This is a genomic window from Brevibacterium sp. BRM-1, from assembly GCF_026802075.1.
Taxonomy (GTDB): Bacteria; Actinomycetota; Actinomycetes; order Actinomycetales; family Brevibacteriaceae; genus Brevibacterium; species Brevibacterium rongguiense.
Genome location: NZ_CP113788.1, coordinates 1,632,386 through 1,658,594 on the forward strand (window position 1 = coordinate 1,632,386; position 26,209 = coordinate 1,658,594).

Genomic DNA, 26,209 nt, shown 5'->3' on the forward strand with positions numbered 1-26,209 from the left:
ACGCGCAGTGCATTCTGCGCGCCGGGTGTGCGCGGCCGCCCGGAAGGGCGCCGGCGGGCGGCTCAGCTGTAGACGTGGGGGGCGAGGGTCGCGACGAAGGGCACGTTGCGGTACTTCTCCGCGTAGTCCAGACCGTAGCCCACGACGAACTCGTTGGGCACCTCGAAGCCCACGTAGCGCACGTCGATCTCGACCTTCGCGGCCTCCGGCTTGCGCAGCATCGTGCAGATCTCGACCGAGGCCGCGCCGCGGGACTTGAGGTTGGCCAGCAGCCACGACAGGGTCAGGCCGGAGTCGATGATGTCCTCGACGATGAGGACGTGCTGGTCCTTGAGGTCCGTGTCGAGGTCCTTGAGGATCCGCACGACGCCGGAGGACTTCGTGCCGGAGCCGTAGGAGGACACGGCCATCCAGTCCATCCGGACGGGGCTGTGCAGCGCCCGGGCCAGATCGGCCATGACCATGACGGCGCCCTTGAGGACGCCCACGATGAGCAGGTCCTCGCCCGCGTAGTCGCGGTCGATGTCCGCGGCCAGCTCCGTCAGGCGGTGCTTGATCTGGGCCTCTGCGACCAGGACCTTCTCGATGTCCGTGCCCAGGTCTTGTTGATCCACGGGGAGCCTTCCTTCGCTGGTGGCCGCGCTGCCGCGCGGGCGGGCCCCCTCAGCATATCCGCACCCCCTCACACGGGGCTCCCAGCGGGTTCGCGGGCTGTGCGCCCGCCGCGCTCAGCGGGGGTGCGGTGCCGGGAGGAGCGCGAGGCCCCCGTTCGGGGTGCGCACGGCACGGCGGGCGATGGGCACGGAGACGGCGCCGGTGCGCGCACCCGTCAGCAGCGCGTCCGCGCGCTGCACGTGGGCGTGGCCGAGCTCCTGGCCGCCGCCCCCCGCGGTGCGCAGCCAGGCCCGCAGCACGCGGGTCCGCAGGGCCGGCGGCAGTCCCGCCGCCTCGGGTGAGAGCCGGGCGCCGTGCGCGCACCGGGCCAGCGCCTCGGCCGCCTGTGCCTCGAGCTCATCGGAGTCCGCGGCGAGCTGGGCGGCGCTGCGGGCCAGCGCCCGGGCGATGCCGGGGCCCAGCTCCGCCTCGAGGACGGGCAGGACCGTGCGGCGGGCGCGGACCCGAGCGAAGGCGGGGTCGGCATTGTGCGGGTCCTCCCACACGGGCACGCCCTGCGCCGCGCACGAGGCGCGAGTCTGGGCGCGCTCGATGCCCAGGAGCGGGCGCCACACGGTTCCGGCGACCGGGCGCATGCCGGCCAGCGAGCGGGCACCCGAGCCGCGGGCCAGGCCCAGGAGCACGGTCTCGGCCTGGTCGTCGAGCGTGTGCGCGGTGAGGACGGCGCGCGCGCCGAGGTCCGCCCGCGCGGCCTCCAGCGCGGCGTAGCGCGCGCGGCGGGCCGCGGCCTCGGGCCCGCCGGTGCGCGCGACATCCACCCGCACGGTCCGGGCCGGCAGGCCGAGGGCCTGCACCGCCGCCACCGCGCGCGCGGCGATGGCGGCGGAGCCCTCCTGCAGGCCGTGGTCGACCGTGACCGCGGTGAAGGCGTGGCCGCTGGCCCGCCCCACGTGAGCGCAGGCGGCAGCGAGCGCCATCGAGTCCGCACCGCCGGAGACGGCGACGATGAGCGCGTGGGGCTCGGGCGGGAGGGCGGCGCGCACGGCAGCGCGAATGGCGGCCGTGTCCGCGTCCAGGCGGGGCCGGCGCGCGGCGGCCGTCGGAGCCGCGCGCACCGGGTCTGCGGGCACCGCGGGCGCTGGCGCTGGGACACCGGGCTCCGGGGCCACGGACTTGGGGACAACGGGCTCCGGTGCGCCGGGCTCAGGCGCCGCGGGCGCTGCGGGCTCCGGGGCCGGGTCGGCGTCCCCGCCCGGTGCCGGGTCCGGCCGCGCACTGGGCGGCCCGGCCGGGCCGGGGCTCACCCGTGCGCCGGCACGCGGGCCAGCCAGCGGTCGGGGTCTGCGATCTCCTCGGGCGCGGGCAGGAGGTCGGGGCCCTCCCAGACGCGCGCCAGGCCGGTGTGGCCGCGCGCGGCGACGACGGCGCGCACGAACACCGCGCCGCGCTCGTACTGCCGCAGCTTCGCCGTGAGCCCCAGGAGGTCCGCGACGGCGCCGCGCACCCCGCCGGCGTCGGCCCTCCGGGTGTCGAAGGCCCGGCGGATGTCCGCGACCGTCGGGATGACACCGGGCCCCACGGCGTCCATGACGACGTCGGCGTGGCCCTCAAGCAGGCTCATCACCGCCGTGACGCGGTCGAGCACGCGCTGCTGGGCAGGGTCGGCGGTGACGTCGATGAGCGACGCGCGGCGGCGCAGCGCGTCGGGCAGGCGGCGCAGCACGGCGCCCAACCGCCGGTAGTCGGGATCCGCACCGGCGGCGAACTGCGCGAGCAGCTCCCGCAGGTGCGCCCGGAGCCAGGGCGCGGCGGCGAACTGCGCGCGGTGGGTCTGCTCGTGCAGCGCCACCCACAGCCGGAAGTCGCGGGGCACAGCGCGCAGCGCGCGCTCGATGCGGTAGACGTTGGGCGCCACGAGCAGCAGGCGGCCCTCGGCGCCGAAGGGATCGAACTGGCCCAGCACGCGCCCGGAGAGGATCGCGAGCACCGCCCCGGTCTGGGCGGAGGCGGTGCGCCGGGCGAGGAGCTGCGAGGCCCGGCGCGCACCGGGCAGCCGCCCGGCCAGGCGGCCGAGGCCCGAACCCTGCGGCCGCGCGACCAGCGGTTCGAGCTCCGCGGCCAGCTGGGCGAAGGTGCGCGCGTTCGCCTCGGCCCAGCCCAACCGGTCCACAATGGCAACCGAGCCGGCCGCCATGGCGCGGCGCGCCTGCGCCTCCGTGGCCGGCGGCAGCGCCATGACCTCGAAGACGAGGCCCTCCGCGGTGCCGGCGGCAGCGCGCAGCTCGCGCACGAGCGCGCGCGCCTGCTCGGGCGCCGGCAGCTCCCCCGCCGGCGCGAGCTCGCGGACGGTGCGCACCGCCTCGGCGACGTCGATGAGGCCGGCGGGCGCGGCCGCGCCCGGTGCGGGGGGCGCCGTCACGAGCAGCCGCACTGCGAGAGCGAGGACACGGTGCGGTCGAGCACCGCCCGCGCGGACTGCGCGCTGCCGGCGGGCAGCCCGTCGGCCATGAGCGCGAAGACGAGCAGCCGCCCGTCGTCGGTGAGCACGGTGCCCGCCAGGGAGGACACCGTGGACAGGGTGCCCGTCTTGGCGCTCACCCGGCCGGCGGCCGCCTTTGAGCCCGCGTCGCGGAAGCGATCGGCAAGGGTGCCGGACAGGCCGCCCACGGGCATGTTCGGCACGAGCAGCGACAGGTCGCCGTCGGCCGCGGCGGCCTGGCGCAGCACACCGGCCAGGTCGTGCGGGGAGATCCGGTTGCCGTAGTTGAGGCCGGAGGTGTCCTTGAGGCTGATGGAGCCCGTGTCGAGCTTCATGCCGGCCAGCGCGTCGAGGACCGCCTGGGGCGCCCCGTCCTCCGAGGGCTCGGCGCCCATCGAGATGGCCACCTCGTGGCCCATGACCTCCGAGACGACGTTGTCGCTCTCCAGGAGCGCGTAGCGCAGCACGTCGGCCAGCGGCGCGGACTGCACGGAGGCGAGGGTCTGCGAATCCTGCGCCGCCTGCGCGGGCTTGGCCTGCGCGACGTCGATGCCCTGCTTCTCCAGGGCGGTCGCGAAGGCGTCGAGCGCCACGGCCGCCGGGTCGGCTTCGCGGGGGGCGTTGCGCACGGGGCGGGTGCGGGCAGCATCGATCATGAGGGGGCCGATCGGCGCGATGTAGCCGGCGGCGATGTCCGCCCGCTGCCAGCCCGCGTTGAAGTCCGGTTTCGCATAGCGGCTCAGGTCGGCGCTCAGCCGCACGGAGTCCACGCCCTTGTCCTTGAGGGCAGCGGCAGTGGAGGCGGCGAGCGTGCCCAGGCCGGCGCGCCCGGAGATCTGGTCCGGCTGGGAGGCGCCGGCGCCCAGGAGCACATCGCCGCCGCCCACGAGGGACAGGGTGGGCGTGCCGCCGGACTGGGAGAGGGCCGCGCTCGTGGTGAACGTCGACTGGGCGCCCAGCCTGCCCAGGGCAGCGGCGGCGGTGAGCGCCTTCGTCACGGAGGCGGGGGTGCGCTGGCGCTGTGCGCCCTCGGAGTAGAGGACGTCGCCGGTGACGGCGTCGCGGACCTCGGCGCCCACCTTGCCCTTGAGCCCCTTGGCCGCCAGCGCACTGTCCAGCCGGTCCGCGATGTTCGCGGGCACGGGGGCGTCGGCGTCGAGCCGCTTGCCCGCGCTCGCACTGCCGGCGTGGGCGACCGGTTCGGGCAGCGGGTCGATGACCTGCTCCGGTGCGGTGGTGAGGAAGCCCGGCACGGTGTCGTAGGCGTCGGCGACGCCGTAGCCCACGAGCCCCAGCACCACGATGCCCGCGGTCAGCGGCACCGCCAGCCGGCCCTTGCGGCGGCGTGCGCGGCGGCCGCGCTGGCGCGGGCGCTCGCGGGAGCGCAGCGGCTGCTCCTCGCTGTTGAAGCCGTTGCCGTTCACATTCCCCCTGCGGATCTGCCCGGGCTGCGCGCGGCGTGCCGCCGGACTGGGCGCCCATGCCGCCGCCGGGCCCGGCGGCGACTGTCACTATGCTAGGACAGTCGCCTGGGCGGCGGCGGCCCGTGCCGCCCGCCGCACAGGACCGAGCCGGACCGGGGCCGCGCGTCCCGGGTCAGCCCGCCGCGCACCGCGGCCGCAGGACGGCGACCGGCACTGCACTGACCGCCCACGCACACAGGAGGAGCACCATGGAGCTTCTGGCTACGATCGAGATCCCGCGCGGCTCGCGCAACAAGTACGAGGTCGACCACGAGACGGGGCGCGTCAAGCTCGACCGCTACCTCTTCACGTCGATGGCCTACCCCACCGACTACGGCTACTTCGAGGATACCCTGGGCGAGGACGGCGATCCGCTCGACGTGCTCGTGCTGCTCACCGAGCCAGTGTTCCCCGGCTGCCTCGTCGATGCGCGCCCCGTGGGCGTCTTCCACATGACCGACGAGGCCGGCGGCGACGACAAGGTCCTCGCCGTGCTGGGCGGCGATCCGCGCTTCGACAAGATCCAGGACGTCAAGGACGTCGACCAGGACGTGCTCGACGCGATCGAGCACTTCTTCGTCCACTACAAGGACCTCGAGCCCAACAAGTTCGTCAAGGGCTCGGACTGGGGCGGCCGCGAGGACGCCGAGCGCATCATCAACGAGTCGATCGAGCGCTTCAAGAACGAGCACTGAGCACCCGCCGCTCTCAGCGTCGCCCGCACCGAGGTGCGCTGGGGCGCTGGGGCGCGCCGACTGCCCGCATTCCCGCCGTGCGGCCCGCTGGGCTGCCGGGCTGGGAATGCGGGCAGCCTGCGCTCGTCGGCGGGTTCCGCGGTTCGCACGCTGTGACCTGCATCATCGTCGCCCGGTGCGCCCATAACTAAGCGTCGCCTCATTCTCCCCGCTCCGGGCGATGTGCGAGGGTGCAGGCATGCAGCTCGATCACGTCTCCTTCGCAAGCGGCCCCGACGGCTACGAGGCCGCGGCCGAGCGCATCGCCGACGCCCTGAAGATCACCCCGTACAACGGGGGCGTGCACCCGCGCTTCGGCACCCGCAACCTCATCTTCCCGCTCACCGGCGAGCACTACCTCGAGGTCGTCGAGCCCCTCGAGCACCCGGCGGCGCTGTCCACCCCGTTCGGCCAGGCGGTGCGCGCCCGCTCGGAGCTGGGCGGCGGCTGGATGGGCTGGTGTGTGCGGGTCGACGACCTCGACCCCATCGAGGAGCGGCTCGAGCGCCGCGCCGTCGACGGCAACCGGACCCCGGAGGGCGCCGACGAGTTGCTGTGGAAGCAGATCGGCATCAAGGGCCTCATCGCCGATCCGCAGCTGCCCTTCTTCATCCACTGGATCTCCCCGCGCGCCCAGCACCCCTCGCAGCGCCCCGCCGAGCAGCCGGTGTCGATCGCATCGCTGCAGATCGCGGGCTCGCGCCAGCGGCTGCGCGAGTGGCTCGACACGGACGATCCCAAGCCCATCCCGGAGGTCGGGATCGACTGGGACGCCCCGAACGGCATCCCGGGCCTCATGTCCGTGACGTTCGAGACCCCGCAGGGCACCGTCGTCATCTGACGGACCTCTTCCCGGCGCCCGTTCCTCCCGGCAGCCGCTGCTCCCCTGGCACCGAGGCGCCGGCCGGGTCGGCCACCGACCGTCCCCCAGGCGGCACGAGCCCCGCAACCGCTGCGCTCCGCGCTGGCCCGACGACGGCGCCCTCACCGCCGCACGGGCGCAGTTCCGCCCGATCGCAGTACGGGCCCCTCGCCGGCTACCGGTCCGCCCAGGTCTGGCGCTCGATGCCGGCCAGCAGCAGGTCGAGGCCCGCGATGAATTCCGAGGCGTCGTCGAACTGCACGAACGCGCCGATGATCGAGCGGACGAACGGGAAGCGCTCCTCGCTCAGGGACTCCCACTCCTCCACCTGGGCCGTGAACATCGCGGCCGGATCGTCCATCTCCGCCCGGTCGCGGGCAGTCTGGGAGATCTCCACGCCCATGCCCGAGGCGTAGTTCACCACCGCAATCGAGGCATGGAACTGCTGGTCGACCGTGAGCTCCATGCCCTGGAGCACCTGTCCGATCCGCTCCCAGAACATCAGCGAGTTCTCCTGGTCCGGGCCCGCCTTGACCAGCTGGCCCGCGAGCCAGCGATGCTCGATCATCTGGACGAACAGGCACAGCACCATGCGCCGCAGGCGGATGAGCCCCCGTGCGCTTGCGGCGCTGGTCTGGCGATCCGCGGCCGGGGCCGGGTGCGCGGCGAACTCCGGGGGCGCCTCCCGCCCGTCGGCAGCAAGGCGGTCGACCTGTGCGAGCGCGCGGCCCAGCAGCTCATCGGCGACGATCCCCATGAGCTCCTCCTTGCCGGAGGCGTACCAGTACAGGCTCGCCACCCCGCTGCCCAGCTCCGCGGCGAGGCTGCGCAGCGTGAGCTTCTCCGCGCCGTCGCGATCAAGGGTGGCGATCGCGGTGGCGACGATCTGCTCGAGGGAGAGCGAGGCGCGCTGGCGCGCCTGCCTGCCCGCGCCTCGGCGGCGGGGCTGGGAGGGCGATGTGTCTGGGGCCATAGGACGAATCTACGCAGGGACTTGCGCTGGATCAAACAGCGTTCTATTCTCGAACACGGTTCGACACTTCGAACAGTGTTCCATACGAACGCGGTTCACCCACTGGGATCTCCCGGAAGGAACGCCATGACCCCCTCCACCACCACCGCGGCCACCGCCCGCAGCTCCGCGAAGCCGCAGAGCATGCGCGCGGCCCTGCCCGCCCTCATCGGCCTGTGCCTGACGATGCTCGTCGAAATGGTCGACAATTCCATCCTCAACATCGCGCTGCCCACGATCGGCCGCGATCTGAGCGCCTCCCCCACGGACCTCCAGTGGATCGTGGGCGCCTACTCGCTGACGTTCGGCGGCCTGCTCATGGTGGGCGGAACGCTGGGCGACATGCTCGGCCGCCGGCGCACGCTGCTCGTGGGCCTGGCCCTGTTCGGGGCCTCGGGGCTCGCCGTGCTGCTTGTGAGCAACCCGGCCCAGCTCATCGCGGTGCGCGCGGTCTCCGGCGCCTTCGCCGCCCTCATCGCACCGCTGACGATGTCGCTCATCTTCCGCCTCTTCGACCGCGACGACCTGCGGACCAAGGCGATCGGCCTCATCATGGTCGTCTCGATGATCGGCTTCGCGGTCGGCCCCACACTGGCCGGCCTCGCAATCGCCAGCTGGCCCTGGCAGGCGCTCCTGGTCCTCAACGCCCCGATCGCCGCGATCGCGTGGCTGGGCGTGCGCTTCGGCGTCGACCGCGACGACCCGGCCGACCGCCGTCCGGGCGGGGCCGACATCCCCGGCGCGCTCCTGTCCGTCGCGGCCCTGGGCCTGCTGCTCTACTCGTTCACCTCCGGAGTGGACAACGGCTGGACCTCGCCCATCACGCTGGGCGTCACGGCCGGCGGGATCGCGGCGCTCGTGGGCTTCGTGTGGCGCGAGCGCACCGCGATGCACCCCATGCTCGACCTCAAGCTCCTGGCGCTGCCCACGGTGCGCGGCTCGGCGATCCTGCAGACCGGTGTCATGATGGCGATGGTGGGCGTCATGTTCGTCTCCACCCAGCTCTACCAGTTCGCCTGGGGCTGGTCGGCCTTCCAGGCCGGGCTCGCCAACCTGCCGTTCGTCGCCGGCATGCTGCTGGCCGGGCCGTTCGTCGACCGCGCGGTCGCGAAGTACGGCCATCGCAGGACCGCCACCGGCGGCACCGCCCTGGTCCTCATCAGCCTGCTCGTGTGGATCTACGCCGTGGGCCACGGGTTCATCTGGTGCGCGATCGCGATGCTCATCATGACCGCGGGGATGCGCACCATCATGACGACCGGCGCCGTCGCCCTGCTGGGCGCGCTGCCGGAGACCCACACCTCGATCGGCTCCGCGATGAACGACACCGCGCAGGAGCTGGGCAATGCCGTGGGCGTTGCGATCGTGGGCACCGTCATGGCCGCCGTGGTGGGCAGCAGCCTGCCGCAGGGGGCGTGGGATGCGGCGACGGTGGCCGGGTTCGTCCACTCCCAGCAGATCTCCTTCGCGATCCTCGCCGTCATCGTGGTGGTGCTGGGCGCGATCGGCCTGCGCAGCTTCACGGACTCGACGGAGACCGAGGAGCACTGAGGCCGAGGGGCGCTGCGGCGGCAGGGCACTGCTGCGGCAGGAGCCCCGAGACCGCGGGGCGTCGAGGCGGCAGGGCGCTGCGACCGGGGGCACTGCTGCGGCAGGAGCGCCCGCCCGCGACCAGCCGGTTCGCCTGCCCCGCGCCGGCCCCGGCACCCGCTCTCGCGCGTGCACCGATCCCACAGCTGCACGTGCACGTGCGTCACCGGCTGCGCGGCACCCCCGGAAGGCCAGAGGCCCGGGCGGATCGTCACGATCCGCTCGGGCCTCTGGCCTTCCGCTCGCCCCGCCCGGCTGGTCCGCTCCGTGACCCGGCGGCTCAGCGGGGGTCGATGGCCGCGAGGATGCCCGGGGCCAGGAAGCCCACCGCATCGATGAGCGTGTGGGCGAGGACGAACGGCATGACGCGCCCGAAGCCGCGCGGCGCCCGCCCGTCCCCGGTGCCGCACGCCTCCCCGCACCGGCCGCGCAGGAACAGCCATCCGAAGAGCAGGCCCATGGCGACGTTGCCCGCGAACGGCCCGATCCCCTGGTACAGGTGGTAGCTGCCGCGGAAGACCGCGAGCCCCACGACGATGAGCCAGGGCCGCGCGCCCAGACGAGCCAGCCGGTCGGCGCCGAAGCCCAGGAGCAGCACCTCCTCGAGGATGCCGTTCTTCACAGCGGCGAGCAGCAGCACGGTCACCGTCCACCAGTACGAGCCCAGGTTCGCCGGCTGCACCTGCGCGGTGAGCCCCAGCGCGCGGCCCGCGGCGTAGACCCCCAGGGTCCCCACGCCGATGACGAGGAACAGCACCGCACCGCGCCACAGATCACCCCACGGGCGGCGCAAGTCGAAGCCCATCCGCGCGCACGGCGCGGCGAGGACCGGGGGCTGCGCCCCCGCAGCCGCCGCGGTGGCGGGGCTGCTGGACGGCTCTCTCCGCGCCTCGGCCCGTGCCCCTGCCCGCGGCACGACGCTGGATTCGGCCCGCGATCCTCTGCCTGCTTCCCGGCCCCGCACGGGCCCCGGCAGGGTGCGGTCGAGCGACATGAGGTAGAGGACGAGGCCGACCGGCACGAGTGCGAAGCCGATGTCGAGGAGCTGGTAGACGAGGTCGAACCACGGCCGGGGCGACTGCGAGGTGTTGAGCTTCGACTGCGCCTGGGACAGCGGGCCGCGGCTGAGCACATCGGCGAGCCGCACCGCCGCATAGACCGCGGACTGGCCCAGCGACAGCGCGGCGACGAGGACGAGCTCCACGCCCCACCGCCGCCGAGGCGCAGGCCCGGCCGCCGTCCTTCCCCCGCCCGAGGAGTTCGACGGCGGGTTCTCAGGCGGGTTGGCGGGCGGGTTCCCAGGCGGGTCGGCAGGAGAGGGCTGCCGCGGGTTGACGGGCGGGTTCCCAGGCGAGGTGTCCTGCGGCCCAGCCAACGGATCCCCGGGTGGGGTCTCCGGGGGATTCCCGGGCCGCCGCTCCGGTCGTTTTCCCCGGCCCGGAGCGCCGTCGCTCACGGCCGGCCGTCCGGGCCGTCCGCACGGCCCGCCCCGGCCGTGTCTGCGCCCGCGCCGCCTGGCGCGGTCGCACCCGCGCCCACACCGCCCGATTCGGCGCCCGCTCCGGCAGCGTGCGCCTCGGCGGCGTCGATGACGCGCCCACGCGCCTGGGCGGCGATGCGCCGCTTGGCCGCGCGGCGCTCCTGGGCACCCTCGATGAGCTGGTAGAGCACCGGCACGAGGATCAGCGTGAGCAGCGTGGAGGTCACGAGGCCGCCGATGACCACGATCGCCAGGGGCTTGGAGATGAAGACCCCACCGCCCGTGAGGCCGAGCGCCATGGGGGTGAGCGCGAAGATCGTGGCCAGCGCGGTCATGATGATGGGCCGGTAGCGCAGCCTGGCCCCTTGGACCACGGCGGTCTGCAGCTCCACGCCCCGCCGGCGGAAGCTGTTGATGAGGTCGATGAGCACGATCGCGTTCGTCACGACGATGCCGATGAGCATGAGCAGCCCGATCATCGCCGTGAGCCCCAGTGGCGTGCCCGTGGCCACGAGCAGCCCGATCGAGCCGGTTGCGGCGAACGGGATGGAGACGAGCAGGATGAACGGCTGGATGAGGGACTTGAACGTCGCCACGAGGATGACGAAGACGATGAGGATAGCCGCGAGCATTGCCAGGCCCAGCTGCTGGAACGAGTCCTGCTGCTCCTGCGACGCGCCGCCCAGGCTGGCGGTGACCCCCTGCGGCAGGTCCGCGGCGTCCACCGCGTCCTGCACCGTCTTCGTCACGGCGCCCAGGTTGTCACCGGCCGGCGTCACGCTCACGGTCGCGGCGCGCTGCCCATCCGAGTGGGCGATGACCGGGGCGGTCGTCACCTGGCGCACTGCTGCGACGTTCTTCAGCCGCACCGTCTTCTGCTCCGCTGCGGCCGACCCGGCCCCCGAGTCCTGCCCGCCCGGGTTCTGGGCCGGGACCCGCGGCTGAGCCGGCGCCTGCGGCAGCTGGGGCTGCTGCGTATGCGCGGGCGCCTGGGGCTGCTGGCTGGGCGCGGGCTGCTGGGGCTGCCGGCTGGGCGCCGGCTGGCTCGGCGCGGGCTGCTCGGGCTGGCCGGGGGGCTGCGTCTGCCCGCCCAGCGAGGAGCTGGGCTGCGGGCTCCGGTTGGCCATGGCGGCCACCGCCGAGGAGCCGCCCGGCTCCCAGACCGCGGCCGAGGTGCGCTCGAGCACCGCGGTCTCCGCGCGCGGCGCTGCGCCAGCCTCCGCGGGCGGCGCTGCGCCCGCCCCGGTGGTGCCCGCCGCACCGGATCCTGCCCGACCGTCCGCGGAGGGCACGCGGGCGGCCTGTCCGACGGCTCCGGCCGCACCCGCTCCGGCGGCGCCCGCACCGGCAGCACCCGATCCTGCGGCGCCCGCACCGGCGGCGGAACCGCCGCTCGCAGCGCCTCCGGCCGACCCGCTGGTCCCGCCGCCCGCGGCTCCGGCGCCCGCCGCGCCGGCACCCGCACCGCCGGCCGTGTATGGGATCTTCAGCTCCTTGAGCTCCTTGACCGTCTTCGCCTCACGCTGGAAGAGGTAGACCTTGTGGCTGACGTCGTCGAAGGTCACGGAGCCGATGTTCTGGCCGTCCATGGCGCGGGCGACGTACTGGCCGATCTGCGACTCGGTCAGGCCCTTCTTCCCGGCCTTCCTGTGGTCGATGTCGACCTCGATGATCTTCTGCACGGCCTCCTGGTCGTCGGTGACCTGCTGGATGCCGTCCTTGCCCTTGAGCGCCTTCGCCAACGCCTCCGCACCGGTGGTGAGCGCCTTCGCGTCGTTGGCCGTGAGCGTCACGTCGATCGTGGAGCCGCCCGGCGACTGCTGGCCGGCCTGCACCTCGACGTCGCCGGCGCCGCGCAGCGCGTCGAACTTCCTCTGCAGCTCCTCGGAGACCTCCGCGCTCCGCGCACCGTCGTGGAGGTTGAGGATGTAGCTGCCGGTCAGCCCGCCGCTGGAGCTGCCGCCGCCTTCGAATCCGGAGCCGCCCACGGAGAACTGGTAGTCCTTGACCGCGTCGTCGGCGGCGAGCACATCCTCGACCTTCTTCGCCGTCTGCGAGGCGCCCTCGATGTCCGTGCCCGGGGCGAACTTCTGCTGCACCTGCAGCGTGTCCTGACCGGTGTCGCCCAGCAGCTCGGTCTTGAGCAGCGGGGTCATGGAGAACGTCAGCACGAGGACGACGACCGCGGCGACCAGCGTGATGACGGGGTGGCGGGTCGTCCAGCCGATGATCGGCGTGTACGTCCGCTGGAGGCGGGTGACGGGTGAGTGCAGGCTGGCCAGTTCGTCGACCTGGGCGGCGTCCTGCGCACCGTCCTCGGCGTGCGGACCGGCTCCCCCGCCGTCCGCGGTCATGCCTGCCGGCGCCGGGCCGGTGACCATGCCGGCGGTCCTGCCGGCGGGGGCGGGGCCGGCGGCCGCTGCGTTCGGTTCGACCGCAGCGGGCATCTCCTGCGTGGCGTCCGGGTCGCCCACGCCCAGCGCATGGGAGCCGGTGGGGGCAGCGGACCCGGCCCGCGCCTCGGCGGCGGTCGCTCCCGGCGCACCGGCTGCGGCCGCGCCCAGCGGAGCCGAGCCCGCGGAGTGCGCACCCCGGCCCCGGCGGCGCCTGCCCGCCTTCTTCGCAGCCCGGCGCTCGGCGCGCCACTGCGCCAGGCCCGCGGCCCGATCGCGGCGGATCTCCCTTTTCTGCGCGCGGCTCAGGCGCACGCGCGACTCCCGGGCGCGCAGGAACCAGTAGGCCAGGACGGGCACGATCGTCAGGGCCACGAGCAGCGAGGAGGCCAGCGCGATCGTGACGGTGAGGGCGAAGGGCCTGAACAGCTCGCCCGTCTGGCCGGAGACGAAGACGAGCGGCAGGAACACCGCGATCGTCGTGAGTGTCGAGGCGGTGATGGCCCCGGCGACCTCGCCCACGGCGGCCAGGATGTTGCCGAACTTCGACCCGCCCAGCGCGTGCCTGCGGCGGATCGCCTCGATGACGACGATCGAGTCGTCCACGACGCGGCCGATCGAGATCGTCAGCGCGGACAGCGTGAGCATGTTGAGGCTGTACCCGCCCTGCCACAGGCCGATGAGCGTGATGAGCAGGGACAGCGGGATGGAGATCGCCGTGATGAGCGTGGCGCGCACGCTGAAGAGGAACACGAGGATGATGACGACGGCGAATGCGAGGCCCAGCAGCCCCTCGGTCACGAGGTCGTGAATCGACTGCTCGATGAACGGCGCCTGATCGAAGAGGACGGTGAAGTGGGTGTCGCCGCCCATCTTCGCCTGCACGTCCGGCAGCGCGTCCTGGACGGCATGGGCGACGTCGACGGTGTTGGCGTCCGGCTTCTTCGTCACGGCCAGCGTCAGCGAGGCCTTGCCGTTCGTGCGGGAGATGCTGGTGACCGGTGCGTTCGCCAGGGTCACGTCGGCGACGCTGGACAGCCGGACCTGCCCGTCCTCACCGGTGAGGGTGAGCTTCTTGAGGTCGTCGAGCTTCGACAGCCGCTTGCCCACCTCGACCGGAGCCTCGTCGTCGCCGTCCTTGAGGTCGCCGGCGGAGGTGGGCACCCCGTTGGCCTGGAGCAGGGAGGCGATCTGGTCGACGGAGACGCCCTTGTCCTCCGCGTCGTCCAGGCGCACGCGGATGTTGACCTGCTTGACGTTCTCACCGGAGACGGCGGCCCCGCGCACCCCGTCGAGCTTCTTGAACGCGGGCACGGCCACGTCGTCGAGCTGCTCTGCCAGCTTGTCCGTGTTCGCGTCCGCGCCGTTGACGGACATGACGACGACGGGGAACTGATCGACGCTGCCGGCGAAGACGGTGGGCGTGACGTCGTCGGGCAGCTGGGGCTCCACCTCGGAGACGGCGCGCTGGAGTTCGCGGACGACGTCATCGGAGCTCGTGCCGTACTTCGTCTCGACGGTGATCTGCGAGCTGCCGGTCGACGAGGTCGACTTCACCGACTCGACGTCCTGGACCCCGTTGAGCGCCTGCTCGAGGGGATCGGTGACCTCGCGCTCGACGGACTGCGGCGAGGCTCCCTGGTACTGGGTGGTGACGATCGCCTGAGGCAGCTCGAACTGGGGGAAGAGCTCCTGCTTGAGCGAGCCCGCCGCGATGACCCCGAACACCACCGCGCACAGGGAGATCAGCGCGATGAGCGCGCGGTTCTTCAGGCTCAGGCGGGCGAGGAGATTCACGTGGGGCCTTCCGGGAAGCGGGGCGAGCGCCCAGCGGCGGCCGCGATTGCGACCATCCTAGGTGTCCGCCGCGGTCCGGTGGGGTGGGGCAAGCCTCACTTCTGGGCGGCGGGTTCCCCGGCCGGCCGCGGCGCGCAGGCGCGTTCCCGCAGCGAGGAGCACAGCGCACGAACGCAGGGCAGAGCGCGACGCATGAGCGCGCACTGATTGGTCCGCTGCCAAAATTTAAGCTACCTTAAATTTCACCGACGGCGCGGCAACCGTGCCCGCACCGCCCCGCACACCACACGACGCGAAGGAGGCAGCCCATGGCAGTCCGACCACCCAGCACCCCCCGCGGCCAGGATCCGACGGCGCGCACCAAGCCGCCGGCCAGCCCGCTCGTGGCGCTCATGGGCCCCGCCTTCGTGGCCGCGATCGCCTATGTGGACCCCGGCAACGTCGCGGCGAACCTCAGCGCGGGCGCGGAGTTCGGCTACCTGCTCGTCTGGGTGCTCGTGGCGGCCAACGTCATCGCGATGCTCGTCCAGTACCTCTCGGCCAAGCTGGGCATCGTGACGGGCCGCTCGCTGCCGCAGCTGCTGGGCGAGCGCCTGCGCCGGGGCCCGCGCCTGCTGTTCTGGGGCCAGGCGGAGATCGTCGCCGCGGCCACGGACATCGCCGAGGTGGTGGGCGGGGCGATCGCACTGCAGATCCTCTTCGGCCTGCCGCTCGTGGTGGGCGGGCTGATCGTGGGCGCGGTCTCCATGCTCCTGCTGGCCACGCAGAACCGGTTCGGCCAGCGCTGGTTCGAGCGCCTCATCAGCGGGCTGCTCCTCGTCATCGTCGTGGGCTTCGTCGCGGGCCTCTTCTTCAGCCCCCCGGACTGGGGCGGGGTGGCCGGCGGTCTGGCCCCGCGCTTCGAGGGCTCGAAGTCGGTGCTGCTGGCCGCGTCCATGCTGGGCGCCACCGTCATGCCCCACGCGGTCTACCTGCACTCCTCGCTCACCCGCGACCGGTTCGGCTCGGACCTGCCGCGCCCGCTCATCCGGCGCATCCTGGCGGGCACCCGCGCCGACGTGCTGGTGGCGCTCGTCGTCGCGGGCTCGGTGAACATCGCGATGCTGCTGCTGGCCGCCGCGAGCCTGCCCGGCGTGGAGGGCACGGACACGATCGCCGGTGCCCACGCCGCCATCGCGCACGCGCTGGGCCCCGCGATCGGCGTCGCGTTCGCGGTGGGGCTGCTGGCCTCCGGGCTGGCCTCCACCTCCGTGGGCGCCTATGCGGGCTCCGCGATCATGGGCGGCCTGCTCCACGTGAACGTGCCCCTGCTGGCCCGCCGCGCGGTCACGCTCCTCCCGGCGCTCGCAATCCTGGCCGTGGGCTTCGACCCCACGCTGGCGCTCGTGCTCAGCCAGGTGCTGCTGAGCCTGGGCATCCCGTTCGCCATCATCCCGCTCATCGCCTACACCTCCCGCCGCGACCTCATGGGCGAATTCGCCAGCCCGCGCCTCATCCGCTGGCTGGGGTGGGCGGCGTGCGCGCTCATCATCGCCCTCAACGCCGCGCTCGTCGTCCTCACCGTCACGGGGCAGGCATAGCCGGTCCCGCCCACCGGGCGGGTTGGCCCCCTGGCACTCACCGGGTGAGCGCCGGCCAGCCAGCGAGTTCGACCCAGTCCGCACCCGCCTGCTGCCCGCACCCTTCTGCCGCCCGCGCCCGAGGTGCGGGCCAGCCCGGACCCCTGCCCGTACCTCGGGCGCGGGCGCCTGCGTGCCGCTAGGGTGAGCCCGTGGGCAAGAGGGAGCGCGAGGCAGAGCAGCGGCCGGAGGCACGCGACGTCGATTCGCTCACGCCGGTGGCGCAGGACTACCTCAAGACGATCTGGTCGACGACGGAGTGGGGCCAGGCGCCCATCAGCGCGAAGGGCCTGGCGGAGAAGTTCGGGACGAGCCCGGCCAGCGTGACGGACACGGTCAAGCGGCTGGCGGGCATGGGCCTCGTCGCGTACACGCCGTACCGCCCCGTCGAGCTCACCGCCGCCGGCCGCGCGCTGGCGGTCCAGATGGTGCGCCGGCACCGGCTCATCGAGACCTTCCTCGTCGAGCGGCTGGGCTATGGCTGGGACGAGGTGCACGACGAGGCCGAGCGGCTCGAGCACGCGGTCTCCGACGACTTCACCGCGCGCATCGATGCGCTGCTCGGCCGGCCCACCCACGATCCGCACGGCGACCCGATCCCGGACGCCAGCGGCCGCACCCACCGCGATGCGGGCACGGTGGCGCTGGCGCAGGCGAGCGGTCCCCAGGCCTTCGAGGTGGTGCGGGTCTCCGATGCGGACCCGGAGGTCCTCGCGGCCGCCGCGAAGGCCGGCATCACCCCGGGTGCGCGCGTGGAGGTGGGAGCCGACGGGGCGGTCTGCACGTCCGCGGGATCGCAGGGCTCCCCAGTGCCCGCGGCGATCGCCGCCGCGCTCTGGGTTCGGCCGGCCGGCTGAGTCCGGTCCGCTGGCGGGGCCGCGGCGCGGCTACCCTGGGGCTCATGGCCGAGCACACCACGAACTACACCAACACCTTCATCGGCGTGGCACCCGACTCCCCCGCTCCGGGGCCCACCGTGCCCCCGGAGCGCGAGACGCCCACGGTTGCGCGGCGCACCTACGAGCTGCTCGCGGACGCGCCCTACCGGTTCACCTCCGACGACATCGTCTTCACCGTCTGGGCCGACCGCAACGGCATCCCCGAGGACGAGCGGCCGGCGGCGCGCGAGGAGTTCTTCGCGAAGGGCCAGCCGTGTCTGCGCTCATCCGACCTCGCGCAGAAGTACGGCTGGGGCTTCCACTTCGATGCGGACGGACGCGTGGCGCTCTACGGCAAGGGCTCGCGGGAGTACGACTCGCTGGTCCTGGGCCTGGACCCGCGCGACAGCTCGCACGTCAAGGTCATGGCCGCGATGCGGTCCGCGCGCTGAGCGCGAGCCGGGACGGACGGCGAATACGTCAGTTTCGTTACGTGCAGGCTCAGCGCCTGCGCCCGCCCCCAGCGGCAGGGCGCTCCCTTTCACCGTGCTCACCAGGGGTGAATCACGCGCTTTTCGTAGCGAGTGGGCCGCGGACCTGACCGGCACGTAAACAAAATGACCAAAAGTTATCTGAACTTGACCTGTGCGCCACCCCCTGGAAGTGTCGGAAGGGCTTGTCGCCCCGGCTCCGAGCCGGAGGCGCCGCTTCGACAGTCCCAAAGCATCCGCTGAGGATGCAGAAACCGGAGAGACACCCGATGAGCGCAACCCGCGCACAGCGCTTCACCTCCCTCGGCGCTGCGGCCGTCCTGGGCTTCGGAGGAGTGGCCGTGGCCGCCCCCGCCGCCTCGGCCGCCCCGAGCGAGGCCCCGAAGTCCGACCAGAAGCCCCAGGCCAAGCCCTCGCAGGCGACCGCCTCCTTCGCCAAGGTGAAGGCGGAGGCGGAGGCCGTCCTCCAGCAGGACGCCAAGGTCCAGGGCTTCGGCCAGGGCGCCGACGGCAAGCCCGTCGTGCTCAAGGTCGCCGGCACCCAGCTGTCTGCGAAGTCCGCGCAGCTCGTCGATGAGAACAAGATCAAGACGATCGAGCTCGCCAAGCCGCTCGAGGCGCGCGCCGCTTCGATCGGCACCGTGCTGGGCGGCAGCGGCTATGGTGCCGGCCAGGGCAACAGCGCCACTGGCCTGTGCTCGATCGGCTTCTCCGCGCTCAGCGCCGCGAGCTTCGGCCCGCAGGCCATCTCCGCCGGGCACTGCACGAGCGTGGAAGGCGCGCTCATCCCGGGCTCCAAGGAGCACGACATCACGGCGGGCAAGGCGCTCAACGTGGGCGAGGTCACGCCGAGCAGCCAGAAGGTCGTCACCGGCAACAACAAAGCCGTCGTCGCCCCCAACGGCTACCGCGGCAAGGTCGTCGACTGGCGCTTCGGCAAGCCGGGTCAGACGAAGGCCGACTTCCACCCCAAGGATTCGGACGCCAAGAAGGCGAACACCGACTACTCCCTCATCGACCTGGCCAAGAACACGAAGCTGGCCCCCAAGGTCACCAAGTGGAACACGGCCGACGCGAAGAAGGACGACCTGCTGAGCAAGTCGACCTCCGTAAGCGGAGTCGCCACCGCCAAGAGCGGTGAGAAGATCACCCGCAGCGGCCGCACCACGGGCTCGCAGTCCGGCAAGGTCACGATGACGAACGGCTGGGCGAACGTCTCCAACCGCATCGTCTACGGCTTCGGCACGAACGCGCACAGCGATGAGGGAGATTCGGGCGGCTCGTACGTCAACACCAAGGGCCAGGCACTGGGCGTGCTCTCCGGCGGCGGCACGGTCAAGGAGGGGAAGAAGACCACCGAGTTCTCCTTCGCGTCGGACCTCACCAACGATCTCAACCAGATGAAGAACAAGACGCGCGTCCTCGTCGCCAAGACGATCGGCTACAAGACGCCGTCCGGCAAGCTGCCCGCGAGCCCGAAGCCCACCACGGCGGCGCCGACCACCGCGGCGCCCACCGCCACGGATTCGGCCTCCGCGACGCCGTCGGGCTCCGCCCCGGCCACGCAGACCCCGGCACCCAAGCCAGCTGCCCCCGAGGGCTCGATCAAGCCCGGCGGCAAGGTCTCCGGCACCGGCGCCACCGGCTTCACCGGCGGCACCTTCGTCGACTCGAAGGGCAAGAAGCACAAGGTCGAGGTCAAGGGCGACAAGTGGTCGTTCACGGCCGAGAAGACCGAGGGCACCGTCACCGGCAAGGTCTACCTGACGACGAAGTACACGGTCACCCGTGGCACTACCGTCAAGTACATCACCAGCAAGCTGGCCGAGGACCCGAAGCCGGAGCCCAGCACGCCGGCCCCCACGAAGTCCCCGTCCAAGTCGCCTTCGAAGAAGCCCACCTCCACGACCCCCGCGCCGGCCCAGGCCAAGCTGGCCGTCCAGCCGCGCACCATCGGCCTGGACAAGTTCGTGGGCAACGGCGACAAGGACAAGAAGGTGGGCGTGACCATCGCGCTGACCGGCGCCAAGCCCGGCAGCAAGGCCACCATCACCACGTCGAAGGACGGCATCTCCGCGAAGAAGGAGACGGCCACCGTCGCCAAGGACGGCACCGTCTCCACCCGCGTGTGGGGCCTGGCGAGCGCCACCGACAAGAAGGTCTACCTGGGCAAGTACGACGTCAAGGCGAGCTTCGAGTCGGCAGGCGCGAAGGCGAAGACCACGGCGTCGGCGCAGGCCTCCACGTCGCTGAGCTCCTCGTTCAAGGTCGTCGCCGATGACCAGGGCAAGGGCGGCGGCAACGACGACGGCAACAAGGGCAACGGCGACCTGCCCCGCACCGGCTCCGAGGTGGGCGTGGCACTCGCTGCCGCCGCCGGCCTCCTGGCGCTGGGCGCGGGCCTGGTCCTGACGGTCCGCCGCCGCGCCCAGCGCTAAGCGCGGGTGCCGTAGCACGGCACGACGGTCAGGCAGCCTCCAGGAGGCGCCGCTAAGCTGAGGGGCACGGAGTTTCGACTCCGTGCCCCTCAGACGTCTCCGGGTACCTGCCCGGGCCGCCCGCGGGGGCGCGGATCATCGGAGGGAACCGACCATGAAGCGCACACTGACAACGACGTTCGCCGGACTCATCGCGGCCGCAGCGCTGCTGACCGGCTGCGGACAGAACGGAGCCACCGTGGAATCGTCACAGCAGCCCACCACGCAGGAGCCCCGCAGCATCGTCGGCACGTGGGGATCGGATGAGAAGGGCCACCCTCACCTGACGTTCACCGCCGACGGCCGGGTCGAGGGGACCGACGGGTGCAACGGCATCTTCACGAGCTACGAGAAGACCGACGAGGGGGCGAAGCTCGGCATGTACGCATCGACGCGGCGCGCCTGCGTGGGTGTCGACTCCTGGCTCAAGGACGTGACCCGGGTGGAGCTCGGTGGGGACCAGCTCACGGCCTACTCGGGGGACAAGAAGCTGGGCACCCTCGAGTACGAAGGTGAGCCGACGGCAGCGCCGAGTTCATAAAATCGTTATCTTCGGCCAGCGAGGTCTCCGGGCGGGCAACGCGGTGCTTCGTTCTCGGCCGCGGAGGCGGCGAGCCGGCGACCGGCGGCTTGACCACCCGTGACCAGTGCGAATACCAGCTCCCACGCGTAGGGGCGCCGGACCCGTCGGCTCCGCGTCCCATGTGGTTGAAGTCGAAACCCGAATGACCAAAAGTTATCAAATGTTGACCGGCCCCCTTCCGGCTGGAAGAGTCATCCCCGTCACAGCCTGAGACTTCCCCGTCGGGCACTCGTCCGAGCGCCGCGTCCTGCGGTGCGCGACACGGAGAAGAATCTTCAGGAGCCACTCCCGCTCCCTGCGCTACACCTCGCTTGGTGCAGCCGCCGTCTTGGCCTTCGGCGGTGTCGCCGTGGCCACTCCCTCGCAGGCCGCCGCAGTCGCCAAGGCCACCGCTCGATTGGCCGTGCAGGCCCCTCAGGACGATGACGTCCAGGGCTTCGCCAAGGGCGCCGACGGCAAGGCCGTGGTGTTCGTCAACGCGAAGACTGAGGCGAAGGCGCTTGCCAAGCTCGAGGCCAAGACGAAGACGCTCGTCGACGATGCGGATGCGAAGGTCATACTGCTCGATGGGCTGCCTTCGGCACGCGCTGCTGACCCCGCGACCGTTGTAGGCGGCGGTGGCTACATCTCAGATTCCACGGCAACGGTCGAGGGTGCTGCCGGCCTGTGCTCGATCGGCTTCTCCGCCCTGAGCGCGACATTCACTCCGCAAGCCGTTTCGGCCGGCCACTGCACGAACGAATCGGCAGATCCCAAGGACCCCGAGTCACCCGGGGTGTCGGGAAAGCGCATGAACATCTTCGCCTCGCAGCCGAGCAACGATGACGCTGTCCATGGCAAGACTGCCAACAGCCATACCCCCGCACTCCTGCAGGGCGGGTATACCGGGACCGTGAGCAAGTATCAGTTCGGAGCCGTCGGCCAGACCGAACCGGACACCACTGACACCGGGGTCATCGGTGCCGGTGGCAAAGAGAACACGGACTACTCGATCATCGACCTGAAGGCGGGCGCGAAGTCGTCGAACGTCGTCACCAAATGGGATGCGGCGGGCGCAGCAGCAGATGACCTGCTCAGCTCCACGTGGAAGGTCAACGGTGTGGCAGTCGCCAAAGCGGGCGAAAAGATCCACCGCAGTGGTCGGACCACCGGCACGACCGATGGCAACGTGCGGGAGAACACTGCGGAGATCACCGCAACCGGCGGGTGGATGAACATCGAAGGCCGGCGAGTGTACGGATTCATGTCGACTGCGCATTCCGACCACGGCGATTCGGGCGGCGCATACATCGACGCTGACAACAACGCCGTCGGCGTGCTTTCCGGCGGCGGCAACCTGCGGAAAGCAGATGGGTCAGAGGGGCCGGAATTCAGCTGGACCACTGACCTGGAGAACGCCCTCGATCAGGCGGGCAACAAGACCCGCATCAACGTCGCGAAGACCCCGGCTCAGGGAGCCAAGACGGCCGCGAAGGCAGCCGCGACGACCATCGAGCCCGGCGGCACCGTCTCCGGCACCGGCGCGACCGGTTTCACCGGTGGCACCTTCGTCGAGGACGGCAAGACCACCGAGGTCGCTGTCGACGGTGACGCTTGGTCCTTCAAGGGGTCTGAGACCGAAGACGACCACACGGGCACGCTGTACCTCACGAGCAAGTACACCGTGTCCGAGCCCCTCGAGGTGACGTACACGGTAAAGAAGAAGGAGGAGCCGGCACCGTCGCAGACGGCCACGGGAGCGCCGACCACCCCGGCACCGTCGCAGACCGCCACCGAGGATCCCACCACCCCGGCCCCGACGCAGACCACCTCCGGCACGCCGTCCTCGCCGGCTCCCACGTCGAGCAACCCGGCCGATCCGGAGCCCTCGACGCTGCAGATCGATCCGCGCCGCATCGCCCTCTCGAAGTTCGTCGGCGATGGCGACAAGGACAAGTCCGTGGGCGTCGAGGCCTCGGTCATGGGCGCCGAGCCCGGCACCAAGGTGAGCTTCTCCATCAAGAAGAAGGGCGTCACCGCCAAGAAGGAGACGGTGACCGCTGACGAGAGCGGCAACGCGACCACCCGCGTCTGGGGCCTCACCTCGGCCCAGAACAAGGATGTCTACCTGGGCACCTACGGTGTGACCGCCGACTTCACCGAGGCGGAGCAGCCCAATGCGGGCGGCACCGTCGGCAAGGCCGCGGCGCAGGACGCCAAGGCCGGTGGCGCGAAGACGCTCGAGTCGACGTTCAGCGTTGTCTCCGACGATGCCCCGGACCCCGGTGACGACGGCAACGACGATGACAACAACGGCAGCAACGACGACAACGACAACGGCCACCTGCCGCGCACCGGCGCCACCGTCGGCATTGCACTCGGCACCGCCGCGGGTCTGCTGGCCCTTGGCGCGGGCATGGTGCTCATGGCTCGTCGCCGCCGCGGCTGAGCCCACCGCAGGGTGAGGTGACCGGCTGAGGCCGAGTCCCCCACGCTGCGCATGCGGAAGGGGCGGGATGCACACCACGTGCATCCCGCCCCTTCCGCATGCGGTCACCGGTTACGGCTGGCTCACGCCCCCGCTCAGCGACGGCGCCTGCGAATCAGCCCCGCCGCTCATGGTCGTTCCGCCGTCGCGTGCCCCGCCCGCCGCTGCGGCACGGCGCTTGGCGGCGGTGGGCGAGCCCAGGCCGCTTTGGTTCCACAGCCGGTCATAGCCGGTGACCGCGTACTGCCCGCCCTTGGCCGGGTGGCGGTCGGAGAAGGCGTTGACACCCCGGCCCGTCGAGTGCACCACCGCGACCAGGTTGCGGGCATCCGCGGTGTCCGCGGCGGTCACCGCGCGGCCCTTCGTGCGCCAGATGGCGAACCACGTGGCATTTCCGCCCGTCCAGCTGACCTTCACGGCAGACCCCTGCGCGGCCGCGCGCACACCGGCCGGGGCAACGGGGGCTCGGCCGCCTCGGGCGCGGTTGACCGGCGGCAGCGCCGGCAGCGCGAACGCGCCCGAGCGCAGCGTGCCGATCGCGCCCTTCGGATCGCGCTTGACGTCCTGCGCGCTGAACAGCAGCTCGCCCGTGATCTGCGGGATCTTCGCGTCCTGGGCAACGTGGGCGGCCAGCTCACCGGCCTTGCGGAACTCACCGCCGCTGACCTTGTAGGCCGCCTGGCCGATGTACAGGGACACCTTGGTGCCCTTGACGACGTCGGCCCACCACGCGGCGAGCGTGGCGTAGTCCGCGGCGCGGTCGCCGTTTGCCCAGTAGAGCTGCGGGGCGATGTAGTCGACCCACCCGCTCTTCACCCACTTCCGGGTGTCCGCGTAGTTCGCCGAGTAGGACTCCGTGCCGCCGGTCTTCGAGCCGTTCCTGTCCGAGCTGCGGTTGCGCCAGATGCCGAACGGGCTGATCCCGAATTTCACCGCCGGCTTCTTGCGGTGGATCTGCTCGCCCATGCCCTTGACGAACGCGTCGATGTTCGCGCGTCGCCAGCTGCCCAGCGACGCCCCCTTGCCGTGGGCGGCGTGCGCCTTCGCATCCGCGACCTTCTTCCCGTCCACCGGGTAGGGGTAGAAGTAGTCGTCGAAGTGGATGGCGTCGATGTCGTAGTGGGCCACGATCTCCATGACCACGGCGCTCACGTGGGCGCGCACGGCGGGGATGCCCGGGTTGTAGTACAGCCCTCCGTTGAACTCGTAGACCCAGTCCGGGTGCTTGCGGGCGGGGTGGCCCTTGGACAGCGCGCTGAGCTTGGACTGGGTGGACACCCGGAACGGGTTGATCCACGCGTGGAATTCCATGCCCCGGGCGTGCGTCTGGGCGATCTGGAACTGCAGCGGGTCATACCCGGGGCTGCGGCCCGGGACGCCGGTGAGGTACTGCGACCACGGCTCCAGCTTGGACGGCCAGAACGTGTCCGCGGCCGGCCTCACCTGGCTGACGATGGCGTTGAGGTGCAGGCCCTGTGCCAGGTCGAGCAGCGTGGTGAACTGCTTCTTCTGCTGGGCGGCGGAGAGCCCCTGGGCCATGGGCCAGTCCATGTTCCCCACGCTGGCCACCCACATGCCGCGCAGCTGGCGGACGCCCACGGCTCCCCGGGCAGCAGCGGCGGCGGCCGGTGCGGCACCGGGCAGGGCAAACGGGAGGGCGGCGGTCACGACCGCTGCGAGGCCCGTGCCGGAGGACAGGCGCAGCAGGGCGCGGCGATCGAGTTCCACGAGGTGGCTCCTTGTGCTTGGGGGAAGTCAGCGCCGGTTCGCCCGGAGCCTGCACACGGATGCGAGTATACGGACCCTCAGTCCGATTCCGGCGCTTCCGCGGGCGGCAGCGTTTCGCGGGCCGTGAGCCAGAACAGGCCCGCGAGCAGCGCCAGCGCGCCCGAGGCGGCGAACGCGATCGAGTAGCCGAACGCGTCCGCGAGCCAGCCCGCGATGATCGGGCCGAAGATGGCGCCGGTGTCCATCGCCATCTGGAACCGCGAGAGCACCTTGCCCCCCGCCCTCTCGGAGCCGATGACATCGGCCACCGCCGCCTGCTGCGCGGGATTGAGCAGGCCGGCGCCCACACCGGCCACGGCGGAGAGCACGAGGAAGACCGTGAGCGACTCCCAGTAGCCCAGCACAATGGTCGCCAGACCCAGCACCGCGAAGCCCGTGACGATGAACGGCTTGCGGCCGTAGATGTCGGCGAAGCGGCCCACGCTTGTCACGGCGACCGCGTTGCCGAGCGCGAAGACGGTCAGCGCCCAGCCGGCCTCGGCCGCGCCCACGCCCAGCACGTGCAGGGCGAACAGCGGGTAGACCGCCACGCGGATGCCCATCGAGGCCCACCCGTTGGCCATCCCGCCGAACAGCGCGGCCCGGTAGCCCGACTCCCGCCACGCCTCGCGGAAGCGCATGGGCGTGCTCGCACCGGCCTGTTCCGCGGCTCTGGCCCCGCCCGGGTCCCCGGGCTCGGGACCAGCCGCCGAGGCGCGATCCGGTTCGGCCGCCGAGGCGCGGGTCGAGCCCGCCGCGCCCACCGCGGGCGCCTCCTCCCCCGCGCGCTCGGCCGCGGCCCCCTGGCCGCCGGCGGCGGGTGAGGCCGGCGCGGTGCCGGCGTGCGCCTCGGCGGCGGGCGGCGCAGCGGCCGTGGGGGCGGCACCGTCCCCGGTGCCGGACGCGGCCACCGGCCTGGCGCCCGCGCTGCCGAGCTTGAGGCGCACGACGGCTGCTGCGATGACGAGGCCCACGGCGTAGATGACGAACGGCACCCGCATGCCCAGGCCCGCCATGAAGCCGCCCAGCACCGGGCCTGCGATGTTGCCCAGCAGGAACGACGTGGCGTAGAGCCCGGTGCTGCGCGCGCGGGCCCGCGGCGGCGACATGCGCACGATGAGCGCCATCGCGGAGACCGTGAACATCGTCGAGCCCAGGCCGCCCAGGCCGCGGAACAGCAGGAGCTGCCAGTAGGACTGCGAGAGCGCTACGGCGAACGTCGAGGCGGCGACGATGAGGAGGCCGATGACGTAGACGGGGCGCTCGCCGAACCGGTTGACGAACCGGCCGCCCGCGGGGGCGGAGACGAGCCGGAAGAACGCGAAGGCGCTCACGACGATCGACGAGGCGGTCACGCCCAGGCCGAAGGACTCCGCGAACTGCGGCAGCACCGGCGCGACGATGCCGTAGCCGATCGCGACGATGAACGCAGCCCCTACGAGCACCCAGATGTCCGCGGGAATGGGCGGGGCGGGAGACGCCCCCCGAGTCGCGCGCGGCGT

General features: G+C 72.4%; 18 protein-coding genes. 9 read left to right on the plus strand and 9 right to left on the minus strand.

Going from position 1 to position 26,209, the window contains the following annotated elements; all coding sequences use genetic code 11:
- Nucleotides 1–62 precede the first annotated feature (62 nt).
- From hpt to dacB, 4 genes are all read right to left on the minus strand, one after another.
- Entirely contained in the window at nucleotides 63–614 is a 552-nt protein-coding gene (gene hpt / locus BRM1_RS07240; protein WP_160954267.1) for a hypoxanthine phosphoribosyltransferase, read from the minus strand.
- Between the two features lie 114 nt (nucleotides 615–728).
- Nucleotides 729–1,730 carry a tRNA lysidine(34) synthetase TilS gene (gene tilS, locus BRM1_RS07245; RefSeq protein WP_442864353.1) on the minus strand — a complete coding sequence of 334 codons (1,002 nt, stop codon included), beginning with the start codon at nucleotides 1,728–1,730 and terminating at the stop codon, nucleotides 729–731.
- Nucleotides 1,731–1,915: 185 nt separating this feature from the next.
- Nucleotides 1,916–3,034 carry a zinc-dependent metalloprotease gene (locus tag BRM1_RS07250; RefSeq protein WP_268524839.1) on the minus strand — a complete coding sequence of 373 codons (1,119 nt, stop codon included), beginning with the start codon at nucleotides 3,032–3,034 and terminating at the stop codon, nucleotides 1,916–1,918.
- Nucleotides 3,031–4,518, minus strand: a complete 1,488-nt coding sequence (gene dacB / locus BRM1_RS07255; protein WP_268524841.1) for a D-alanyl-D-alanine carboxypeptidase/D-alanyl-D-alanine endopeptidase — start codon at nucleotides 4,516–4,518, stop codon at nucleotides 3,031–3,033. The genes BRM1_RS07250 and dacB overlap by 4 nt, the downstream gene beginning before the upstream one ends.
- Nucleotides 4,519–4,766: 248 nt before the next feature.
- Here dacB and BRM1_RS07260 point away from each other — a divergent pair, with 248 nt between their 5' ends.
- Nucleotides 4,767–5,252, plus strand: a complete 486-nt coding sequence (locus BRM1_RS07260) for an inorganic diphosphatase (protein ID WP_160953817.1) — start codon at nucleotides 4,767–4,769, stop codon at nucleotides 5,250–5,252.
- Nucleotides 5,253–5,490: 238 nt separating this feature from the next.
- Complete coding sequence (locus BRM1_RS07265) at nucleotides 5,491–6,132, plus strand: VOC family protein (RefSeq protein ID WP_268524844.1); 642 nt, start codon at nucleotides 5,491–5,493, stop codon at nucleotides 6,130–6,132.
- A gap of 196 nt (nucleotides 6,133–6,328) precedes the next feature.
- Here BRM1_RS07265 and BRM1_RS07270 read toward each other — a convergent pair whose 3' ends face one another.
- Entirely contained in the window at nucleotides 6,329–7,126 is a 798-nt protein-coding gene (locus BRM1_RS07270) for a TetR/AcrR family transcriptional regulator (protein ID WP_160953815.1), read from the minus strand.
- Nucleotides 7,127–7,252: 126 nt separating this feature from the next.
- On the opposite strand from BRM1_RS07270, the gene BRM1_RS07275 reads away from it, so the two are divergent.
- Entirely contained in the window at nucleotides 7,253–8,716 is a 1,464-nt protein-coding gene (locus BRM1_RS07275; RefSeq protein ID WP_268524847.1) for an MFS transporter, read from the plus strand.
- A 319-nt stretch (nucleotides 8,717–9,035) separates the two neighbouring features.
- Here the strand turns inward: BRM1_RS07275 and BRM1_RS07280 are convergent, their stop codons facing one another.
- Nucleotides 9,036–9,959: a CPBP family intramembrane glutamic endopeptidase gene (locus BRM1_RS07280; protein WP_268524849.1), complete on the minus strand. Its 924-nt coding sequence runs from the start codon at nucleotides 9,957–9,959 to the stop codon at nucleotides 9,036–9,038.
- A 248-nt stretch (nucleotides 9,960–10,207) separates the two neighbouring features.
- Nucleotides 10,208–14,425 (minus strand): efflux RND transporter permease subunit, encoded by a 4,218-nt coding sequence (locus BRM1_RS07285; RefSeq protein ID WP_268524852.1) that lies wholly within the window; start codon nucleotides 14,423–14,425, stop codon nucleotides 10,208–10,210.
- Nucleotides 14,426–14,733: 308 nt separating this feature from the next.
- Between BRM1_RS07285 and BRM1_RS07290 the strand changes: the two genes are divergently transcribed.
- The 6 genes from BRM1_RS07290 to BRM1_RS07315 all read left to right on the plus strand — a co-directional run bounded on the left by BRM1_RS07290 (nucleotide 14,734) and on the right by BRM1_RS07315 (nucleotide 22,901).
- A complete protein-coding gene (locus tag BRM1_RS07290) occupies nucleotides 14,734–16,005 on the plus strand; it encodes an Nramp family divalent metal transporter (RefSeq protein ID WP_442864194.1) in 1,272 nt (423 codons plus the stop codon).
- Between the two features lie 191 nt (nucleotides 16,006–16,196).
- Nucleotides 16,197–16,901 (plus strand): metal-dependent transcriptional regulator, encoded by a 705-nt coding sequence (locus BRM1_RS07295; protein WP_268524854.1) that lies wholly within the window; start codon nucleotides 16,197–16,199, stop codon nucleotides 16,899–16,901.
- Between the two features lie 44 nt (nucleotides 16,902–16,945).
- Entirely contained in the window at nucleotides 16,946–17,374 is a 429-nt protein-coding gene (locus BRM1_RS07300; RefSeq protein WP_268524856.1) for a DUF6157 family protein, read from the plus strand.
- 308 nt (nucleotides 17,375–17,682) lie between these two features.
- Nucleotides 17,683–19,851, plus strand: a complete 2,169-nt coding sequence (locus tag BRM1_RS07305) for a S1 family peptidase (RefSeq protein WP_268524858.1) — start codon at nucleotides 17,683–17,685, stop codon at nucleotides 19,849–19,851.
- Nucleotides 19,852–20,005: 154 nt separating this feature from the next.
- Nucleotides 20,006–20,431 (plus strand): META domain-containing protein, encoded by a 426-nt coding sequence (locus tag BRM1_RS07310; protein WP_268524860.1) that lies wholly within the window; start codon nucleotides 20,006–20,008, stop codon nucleotides 20,429–20,431.
- Nucleotides 20,432–20,822: 391 nt separating this feature from the next.
- Nucleotides 20,823–22,901 (plus strand): LPXTG cell wall anchor domain-containing protein, encoded by a 2,079-nt coding sequence (locus tag BRM1_RS07315; RefSeq protein WP_268524862.1) that lies wholly within the window; start codon nucleotides 20,823–20,825, stop codon nucleotides 22,899–22,901.
- Nucleotides 22,902–23,012: 111 nt separating this feature from the next.
- Here BRM1_RS07315 and BRM1_RS07320 read toward each other — a convergent pair whose 3' ends face one another.
- Nucleotides 23,013–24,668 carry a glycoside hydrolase family 10 protein gene (locus BRM1_RS07320; protein WP_268524864.1) on the minus strand — a complete coding sequence of 552 codons (1,656 nt, stop codon included), beginning with the start codon at nucleotides 24,666–24,668 and terminating at the stop codon, nucleotides 23,013–23,015.
- 77 nt (nucleotides 24,669–24,745) lie between these two features.
- Nucleotides 24,746–26,158 carry an MFS transporter gene (locus tag BRM1_RS07325; RefSeq protein WP_442864354.1) on the minus strand — a complete coding sequence of 471 codons (1,413 nt, stop codon included), beginning with the start codon at nucleotides 26,156–26,158 and terminating at the stop codon, nucleotides 24,746–24,748.
- Between the last annotated feature and the right edge of the window lie 51 nt (nucleotides 26,159–26,209).

Bases quoted from the DNA above. Each gene is read 5' to 3' on its own strand.
- BRM1_RS07275 (WP_268524847.1), top strand. From the start codon at position 7,253: ATGACCCCCTCCACCACCACCGCGGCCACCGCCCGCAGCTCCGCGAAG.
- BRM1_RS07265 (WP_268524844.1), top strand. From the start codon at position 5,491: ATGCAGCTCGATCACGTCTCCTTCGCAAGCGGCCCCGACGGCTACGAG.
- BRM1_RS07310 (WP_268524860.1), top strand. From the start codon at position 20,006: ATGAAGCGCACACTGACAACGACGTTCGCCGGACTCATCGCGGCCGCA.
- BRM1_RS07260 (WP_160953817.1), top strand. From the start codon at position 4,767: ATGGAGCTTCTGGCTACGATCGAGATCCCGCGCGGCTCGCGCAACAAG.
- BRM1_RS07305 (WP_268524858.1), top strand. From the start codon at position 17,683: ATGAGCGCAACCCGCGCACAGCGCTTCACCTCCCTCGGCGCTGCGGCC.
- BRM1_RS07270 (WP_160953815.1), bottom strand. From the start codon at position 7,126: ATGGCCCCAGACACATCGCCCTCCCAGCCCCGCCGCCGAGGCGCGGGC.
- BRM1_RS07300 (WP_268524856.1), top strand. From the start codon at position 16,946: ATGGCCGAGCACACCACGAACTACACCAACACCTTCATCGGCGTGGCA.
- BRM1_RS07290 (WP_442864194.1), top strand. From the start codon at position 14,734: ATGGCAGTCCGACCACCCAGCACCCCCCGCGGCCAGGATCCGACGGCG.